The 6,783-nt window shown below is 72.0% G+C and carries 7 protein-coding genes and 1 pseudogene; 4 read left to right on the top strand and 4 right to left on the bottom strand.

The features are described from left to right. The first annotated feature begins 12 nt into the window (after window positions 1-12). Together ACFFNX_RS00550 and ACFFNX_RS00555 are read left to right on the top strand one after the other, a co-directional pair. Window positions 13-846 (top strand): PIG-L family deacetylase, encoded by an 834-nt coding sequence (locus ACFFNX_RS00550; protein WP_378193297.1) that lies wholly within the window; start codon window positions 13-15, stop codon window positions 844-846. Between the two features lie 125 nt (window positions 847-971). Further along, window positions 972-3,131: an MMPL family transporter gene (locus tag ACFFNX_RS00555; protein ID WP_378193300.1), complete on the top strand. Its 2,160-nt coding sequence runs from the start codon at window positions 972-974 to the stop codon at window positions 3,129-3,131. Between the two features lie 53 nt (window positions 3,132-3,184). Here ACFFNX_RS00555 and ACFFNX_RS00560 read toward each other — a convergent pair whose 3' ends face one another. Both ACFFNX_RS00560 and ACFFNX_RS00565 read right to left on the bottom strand, forming a co-directional pair. Beyond that, on the bottom strand, window positions 3,185-3,769 hold the full coding sequence (locus ACFFNX_RS00560; protein WP_378193303.1) for a hypothetical protein: 585 nt from the start codon (window positions 3,767-3,769) through the stop codon (window positions 3,185-3,187). A 40-nt stretch (window positions 3,770-3,809) separates the two neighbouring features. Then, window positions 3,810-4,055, bottom strand: a complete 246-nt coding sequence (locus ACFFNX_RS00565) for a nuclear transport factor 2 family protein (RefSeq protein WP_512699842.1) — start codon at window positions 4,053-4,055, stop codon at window positions 3,810-3,812. 117 nt (window positions 4,056-4,172) lie between these two features. Here ACFFNX_RS00565 and ACFFNX_RS00570 point away from each other — a divergent pair, with 117 nt between their 5' ends. Together ACFFNX_RS00570 and ACFFNX_RS00575 are read left to right on the top strand one after the other, a co-directional pair. Then, window positions 4,173-4,367 carry a helix-turn-helix domain-containing protein gene (locus ACFFNX_RS00570; RefSeq protein ID WP_378193306.1) on the top strand — a complete coding sequence of 65 codons (195 nt, stop codon included), beginning with the start codon at window positions 4,173-4,175 and terminating at the stop codon, window positions 4,365-4,367. Then, window positions 4,364-4,594: pseudogene (locus ACFFNX_RS00575) on the top strand (SbtR family transcriptional regulator); the annotation flags it as partial. The gene ACFFNX_RS00570 and the pseudogene ACFFNX_RS00575, both read left to right, overlap by 4 nt. A 117-nt stretch (window positions 4,595-4,711) precedes the next feature. On the opposite strand, the gene ACFFNX_RS00580 reads toward ACFFNX_RS00575, so the two are convergent. Together ACFFNX_RS00580 and ACFFNX_RS00585 are read right to left on the bottom strand one after the other, a co-directional pair. Then, a complete protein-coding gene (locus ACFFNX_RS00580) occupies window positions 4,712-5,572 on the bottom strand; it encodes an RNA polymerase sigma-70 factor (RefSeq protein ID WP_378193310.1) in 861 nt (286 codons plus the stop codon). Between the two features lie 50 nt (window positions 5,573-5,622). Next, window positions 5,623-6,567 (bottom strand): NAD-dependent epimerase/dehydratase family protein, encoded by a 945-nt coding sequence (locus ACFFNX_RS00585; RefSeq protein ID WP_378193312.1) that lies wholly within the window; start codon window positions 6,565-6,567, stop codon window positions 5,623-5,625. Window positions 6,568-6,783: the final 216 nt, after the last annotated feature.

The following is a 6,783-nucleotide window of genomic DNA, read 5'->3' on the forward strand; positions in this document are numbered from 1 at the left end:
ATTCTGGAACACATGGAATCTGAACTCACGCTCATGGCCGTGCACGCCCATCCGGACGATGAGGTGCTGAGCACGGGTGGCATCTTCGCGCGATATGCCGAGGAGGGCGTCCGCACCGTCCTGGTGACCTGTACGAACGGCGAGCAGGGCGATGGTCCGGGCGGGGTCAAGCCCGGCGAGCCGGGCCACGACGAGGACGCGGTGCGCGAGCGGCGGCTCGCCGAGCTGCGCGACTCGGTCGCGCACCTGGGCATCGAGCACGTGGAGCTGCTCGGCTACCGCGACTCCGGCATGGTCGGCTGGGACGCCAACACCCGCGACGACGTCTTCGCCAACATCCCCCTGGCACAGTCCGCCGCCAAGCTCACCGCGCTGATGGACAAGTACCGCCCCCAGGTGCTGGTCACCTATGACGAGAACGGCGGGTACGGTCACCCCGACCACATCCAGGCGCACCGTGTCGCGGTGGTCGCGGCGGAGGCGCAGCGGGAGAGACGCGGCCTCCCGCACAAGCTCTACCACACGGCCATGCCCCGGTCCGGGTTCCGCGCGATGGGTTCGCTGCTGCGCGAGGCGGGCGTGGAATTCGACTTCGACTTCGACGAGCTGCCCGAGGACTTCGGCACGCCGGACGAGAAGATCACCACGCACGTCGACGTGCGGTCCTACGTCGACCGCAAACGCAAGGCGCTCGCCGCGCACGCGAGCCAGGCCGACAACATCTTCTTCCTGCGGCTGCCGGACGACCTCCTGCCGCAGGTGCTCGGCACCGAGGCGTTCGTCCGCGTCAAGAGCGACGTCGCGGTGCCCGACGACGAGGACGATCTGTTCGCCGGCATCCGCTGAGGGTGGTGCTGGCACCACTGCCGGGGAGGTGCGCTCCCCCGAAACGATCCGGGGGCCGCCGGGATGGGATCGCGGGGCCGTGATTTCTAGCGTCATCAGCGTATTCACTGAGCGAGGAGACGCTGATGAAACCCAACGTGGCCGCCCGGCTCGGCGGCTGGAGCGCGCGCCATCGTAAGACCGCGATACTCGGCTGGCTGATGTTCGTGGTGGCCGCCGTTCTCATCGGCGGAATGGTGGGGCAGCAGTCCCTGTCCGACGGTGAGGACGGCGTCGGTGACTCCGGCCGCGCCGCGAAGATCATCGACGACGCGGGCATCACGAAGCCCGCGTCGGAGATGGTGCTGGTGCACAGCGCGACCGTGAACGGGTTCCGCGCCGCGTTGCCGGACGTGGCGCAGGCCGTACGGTCGACCGGGCGGACGACGGCGCCGGGTAAGCCGCTGATCTCGCGGGACGGTCATGACGCCCTGGTGCAGTTCGACATGACCGGCGATCCCAAGACGGCCGGGGACCGCGTCGCTCCGGTGCAGAACGCCGTGGCCGCGGTACGGGCACGGCATCCGGAGGTGCGGATCGAGCAGTTCGGTGACGCGACCGGCGACCACTGGTTCGACCAGACGCTCGGCAAGGACTTCTCCCGCGCGGAGTTGACCGCCGTGCCGCTGGCGCTGGGCATCCTGCTCGTCGCCTTCGCGGCCCTTCTCGCCGCGGTGGTCCCCGTCGTCATCGCGGTCACGGCGTTCATGGCGGCCAACGGCCTGCTCGCGGTGGTCAGCCACGGCCTGCACATGGACGATTCGGCGAGCTCGGTCATGCTGTTGATGGGCCTGGCGGTCGGCGTCGACTACTGCCTGTTCTACCTGCGCCGCGAGCGTGAGGAACGCGCGGCGGGCCGCGATCGGGAGACCGCGCTGCGGATCGCCGCGGCGACCTCGGGCCGTTCCGTGCTGGTGTCCGGGCTGACCGTGATGGTGGCCATGGCCGGCATGTTCTTCTCGGGGATGCTGCTGTTCGACGGCTTCGCGGTGGCGACGATCCTGGTCGTGCTCATCGCCGTTCTCGGGTCCGTGACGGTGCTGCCCGCCCTGCTGTCGCTGCTGGGAGACAAGGTGGAGTTCGGGCGGATCCCGTTCCTGCGGCGTCGGCGTTCGACCGGGCGGTTCTGGGACGCGATACTCCGTCCGGTGCTGCGCCGTCCGGGCATCTCCGCGGCGCTGGCCGCCGGCGTGCTGCTGGTCCTGGCCGCGCCCGCGCTCGGCATGCACACCGAGAAGCTCGGCATCGAGAAGCAGGTGCCGCGCGCCACACCGCTGATGCAGACCTACGACCACATCACGGCCGCGTTCCCGGGCGGCCCGGACCCGGCGACCGTGGTGCTCAGGGCCAAGGACATCAAGGCGCCCGCGGTGAAGTCGGCGATCGCGTCCTTCGAGTCCTCCGTGCGCCGCGATCCGGAGTTCGGGCAGTCGGTGCGCACCCAGGTGTACGCCGGGCCGGACGTGGCGATCGTCGACGTGCCGCTGGCCGGGAGCGGGTCGGACGCCACCTCACAGCACGCGCTGACGACCCTGCGCGCCATGGTGCCGCGGGCGTTCGATCGGGTCGCCGAGGCGCACGTGGCCGGCACGCTCGCGTTCTCCGACGACTGGAACGACCAGTTGCGCGGCAGCATCGTCCCGGTCTTCGTCTTCGTGCTCGGCGTGACGTTCCTGCTGATGCTGGTCTCGTTCCGCTCCCTGCCGATCGCCGCGACGGCGATCGTGCTCAACCTGCTGTCGGTCGGCGCGGCGTACGGCGTGATGGTGGCCGTCTTCCAGCACGGCTGGGGCGCGAGCCTGGTCGGCACCCAGGGCGTCGGCGCGATCGAGGCCTGGCTGCCGCTGTTCGTCTTCGTGGTGCTGTTCGGGCTGTCGATGGACTACCACGTGTTCGTGGTGTCGCGGATCCGTGAGGCGTATGACCGGGGTGTGCCGACCTCGCGGGCGGTCGCGGAGGGCATCCGCTCGACGGCCGGCGCGGTGACGAGCGCGGCGATCATCATGGTCGCGGTCTTCGCGGTGTTCGGGACGCTGTCGATGCAGGACTTCAAGCAGATGGGAGTGGGCCTGGCGGTCGCGGTCCTGCTCGACGCTACCGTGGTGCGCGCGGTGCTGCTGCCCTCGGCGATGACGCTGCTGGGCGAGCGGAACTGGTACCTGCCGCGCTGGCTCGGCTGGCTGCCGAACCTGTCGCACAGTGAGGAGCCGGCCGCGTCCCTGCCGCCCGAGCCGGTGCCGGTGTGAGGCGGATCCCCGGCAGCAGGCCCGTCCCTAGTGGGCGGGCCTTCGCCGTGCGGTCAGTACGGCGGCCGGACGTACAGGTCGGCCGCGCGACGCGGTGTTTCGTGGCCGTACGCGGCGGAGGGCCGGCGGTGCGGGTCGGCGTGCCGGCCGCGGAGGCGTTCGACGGCCCGCAGGACGTCGTCCCGGTTGCCCGCGGCCTTGATCCAGGCCGGCAGGCAGGCGACCATGCTCATCGCCGGGCCGCTCCCGCGTTCGCGGAGCGTCGCCGCCACGTAGGCCTCGACGGCGTCGAGGTGGCGTTCGTTGTAGGCCCACAGCACCTTGCCTCGGCAGGGCGTCTGGAGCCAGAGCGGCAGGCCGAAGAACGGATCGTCCGGCCCGCCGAGCCGAACGCCGATGAGGGCGTTGCCCCGGCGCTCGGCCGCCCACTCGCGGGTCAGGGCGCAGTCGCCGCAGGTCAACCGGCGTGGGCGGAAGCGAAGCTCGGCGTAGTAGCGCAGTTCGGGCAGGCCCGGACGGGCCACGACCGCGGCCCGGGACCCGCACCGCGGGCACACGACGTGGACGAGGTCCGCGTAGGCGGTCAGCGGGCGGCCCCGGTCAATGTGCCGGCCGCCCGCCCGCTCCGTGCCGCTCATACGACGATGGTGGCTCATCGCGCCACGCGGGCGAAACCGGTTAACTCCCGCCGTAGGCGGCGGCCAGGTCGGGGAGCCGGCCCAGCACGGCGGCGATGGCCAGGGTGTTCTGGTATTCACGCCAGTGCACGACCTTGCCCTCCCGGACGCGCAGGACGCGGATGAACGACTCGGAGCCCCGGTAGCCGGTGGCGGGGATCACCCCGGCCAGCGCGTACTCCACGACGATCACCTCCGGGTCGGTCGTCTCGTGGACGACGACGTCGCGTACCTCCTCGAACCGCACCGGGAAGTTCGCCCGCTCGGGTTCGGTGCGGCGGAGCCGCTCCTCGCGTCCTTCGACGCGTGTGGGGCTGCCGGGCTGAGTCGTGACTCATGTTGTCCACCCTCCGGAGGTACGCGCGTGCCTGACGACCCCCGGCCGCTGCGCGCCGACGCGCGGCGCAACCGGGCGCGGATCCTCGCCGTCGCCGAGGCGGTCTTCGCCGAGAAGGGGCCCTCCGCCTCGACCGAGGAGGTGGCCGAGCGCGCGGGCGTGGCGATCGGCACCGTCTTCCGGCACTTCCCGACCAAGCACAGCTGCTTCAGGCGATCATGAAGGACGTGCTGTCGCGGCTCACCGAGCAGGCGACCGCGCTCGCCGCCGACGGCGATCCGGGCACCGCGCTGTTCACGTTCTTCGCCGACCTCGTCGCGCAGGCCGCGGAGAAGAAGACCGTGGTCGAGCTTCTGTCCACGACCGGTGCCGGCCTGACCATGGCCGACGCCGTACGGCCGCTGCGGCGGCAGGTCGCCGCGCTGCTGGACCGCGCGAAGGAGGCCGGCGCCGTCCGCGCGAACGTGCGGATCGATGAGGTGATGGCCCTGCTGGCGGCCACCTGTCAGGGGGGCTTCAGGGCGGCTGTGACTCCGACCTGCGCGAACGCACCCTCGCCATCGTCTTCACCGGTCTGCGCGGGTGAGCTTGTCGGGGTTGAGGACGCCGTATATGGCGTTGATGCGTCCGTCGCGGACGTCGAAGGCGACCAGTTGCCGCTGCCCGCCGATCACGGTCCAGATCGCCGGTTCGCCGTTGACCTGGGTCAGGCGGGCCTCCTCCACCGGGTAACGGGACATCAGCCCGGTCACGAACGCCACGACGTCGTCGCGTCCCACGATCGGGCGCAGCGCGGCGCGGACCTTGCCGCCGCCGTCGTTGTAGGCGACCGCGTCCTCGGCGAGCAGGTCGGTCAGGGCGGTCATGTCGCCGTTTCGCGCGGCGGTCAGGAACCGGGTGAGGAGTTCGGTGTGGTCCTCGGGCGCGGGAGTGAAGCGCCCGGCGCCTCTGCTCAGGTGCCGGGCCGCGCGGTGGTGCCACTGCCGGCAGGTCGCGACGGGCCTGCCGAGGATCTCGGCGATCCGGCCGTAGGGCAGGTCGAACGCCTCGCGGAGCACGAACACCGCCCGTTCGGGCGGCGACAGCCGCTCCATCATGTGCAGCGTCGCGTACGAGAGCGTGTCGCGCAGCTCGGCGGTCTCCAGCGGCCCGAACGCCTGCCCGTCGACGGGCTCGGGCAGCCACGGCCCGGTGTAGGCCTGCCGGGTCGCCCGCGCCGACCGTAGTTGGTCGAGCGCGAGGCGGGTCACGACCGTCACCAGGAACGCGCGCGGTTCGCGGATCCGCGACCGGTCGGTGTTCGTCCAGCGCAGGAACGCCTCCTGCACCACGTCCTCGGCGTCCCACATGCTGCCGAGCAGCCGGTAGCCGAGGCCCAGCAACAGCCGCCGATGCTCCTCGAAGATCTCGACGGCGTCAGTGTCCATCTCGGCTCCCATCCGCCCTCGCGGGATCCGCGGTCGGATCGCGGTAACGCTCATGCGACCTGGGCCATTCCGTCCGCCAGCTCGGCGGGGAACCCTTCGCTCACCGACGCGTGGCGGGGACGCCAGTCCAGGTGGAGCCGGGCGCGGGTGTTGGCGGCGCCGCGCAGGCGGTTCATGAACGCCACGCCCCAGCTGCCGACCGCCAGACGGGCCAGGGCGGCGGGTGCCTTCTTGGGCGTCGGCGCGCCGAGCACGGCGGCCAGCTCCGGCAGCCACTCGCGCAGCGGTGCGGGCCGGTCGTCGACGATGTTCAGCACGCCGGTGACGTCGGGCTTGTCCAGCGCGGCGGCCACGGCGGCCGCCACGTCGTCGGCGTGGGTGAAGGAGAACGCCGCGTTCCCTCCGCCGACCAGCGGGACCTTCCCGGCCCGTACCTGCCGGACGAACGATCCGTCGGCGGCGTAGATCGAGCCGGGTCCGTACAGGTGGCCCAGCCTCAGCACCAGCCCACCCGCCTGCGTGGTCAGGTGTTCGAGCTCGGTCAGCGCGGCCAGCACCGGCACGAACTGCTTGGGCGTGCCGGTCCGCCACAGCGGGGCGTCCTCATCGGCCAGGTCCTCGCCGGGCTGGTAGCCGTAGGCCAGTCCCTGGCTGATGATCCGTGCTCCGGGGGCCGCCTCGATCAGGTTCCGGGTGCCCTCGGTCCGCAGCCGGTCGGTCGGCGCGAAGTCGCGCGCCAGGTGCCGGGGGTCGATCTCGGCCGGGATCGCGGTGAGCATGTTCACCACCGCGTCCGGTGCCGCCCGTCGGACCGCCCGGCACAGCCCGTCCCGGTCGAGCGCGTCCGCGACGACAGGTGTCGCGCCGGCCGCCTCCAGCGCGGCGGTGTCGGATCCCGGCCGGGCCAGCCCCAGCACCTCGTGGCCCACCATGCCCAGCAGCGGAACCATCCGTCCGCCGATGACCCCGGTGGCTCCCGCGACGAGAACTCGCATGGTCGATTCCTCCGTCCCTCCCGGCGTCCGCGCCGGGGTGCGTCGATGACGGCAACAGGACGGGGGAGCCTCCTCCGACGTGACAGAGTGGCCGGTGATCCACGTCACATTCGGTCACCGGTGCGGATCCACACCGACCGCGACGATGAACGCCACGGCGGCGGCCAGCAGCGCCGCGGCGGTACGCCCGCCGACCGCCGCGACCAGGCCGACGAC

The organism is Actinoallomurus acaciae (assembly GCF_042429965.1).
Lineage (GTDB): Bacteria > Actinomycetota > Actinomycetes > Streptosporangiales > Streptosporangiaceae > Actinoallomurus > Actinoallomurus acaciae.

What these genes read in the sequence shown, in the direction of transcription:
- ACFFNX_RS00550 (WP_378193297.1), top strand. Translation starts at nt 13, where the DNA reads ATGGAATCTGAACTCACGCTCATGGCCGTGCACGCCCATCCGGACGAT.
- ACFFNX_RS00555 (WP_378193300.1), top strand. Translation starts at nt 972, where the DNA reads ATGAAACCCAACGTGGCCGCCCGGCTCGGCGGCTGGAGCGCGCGCCAT.
- ACFFNX_RS00560 (WP_378193303.1), bottom strand. Translation starts at nt 3,769, where the DNA reads ATGAGCGGCACGGAGCGGGCGGGCGGCCGGCACATTGACCGGGGCCGC.
- ACFFNX_RS00580 (WP_378193310.1), bottom strand. Translation starts at nt 5,572, where the DNA reads ATGGACACTGACGCCGTCGAGATCTTCGAGGAGCATCGGCGGCTGTTG.
- ACFFNX_RS00585 (WP_378193312.1), bottom strand. Translation starts at nt 6,567, where the DNA reads ATGCGAGTTCTCGTCGCGGGAGCCACCGGGGTCATCGGCGGACGGATG.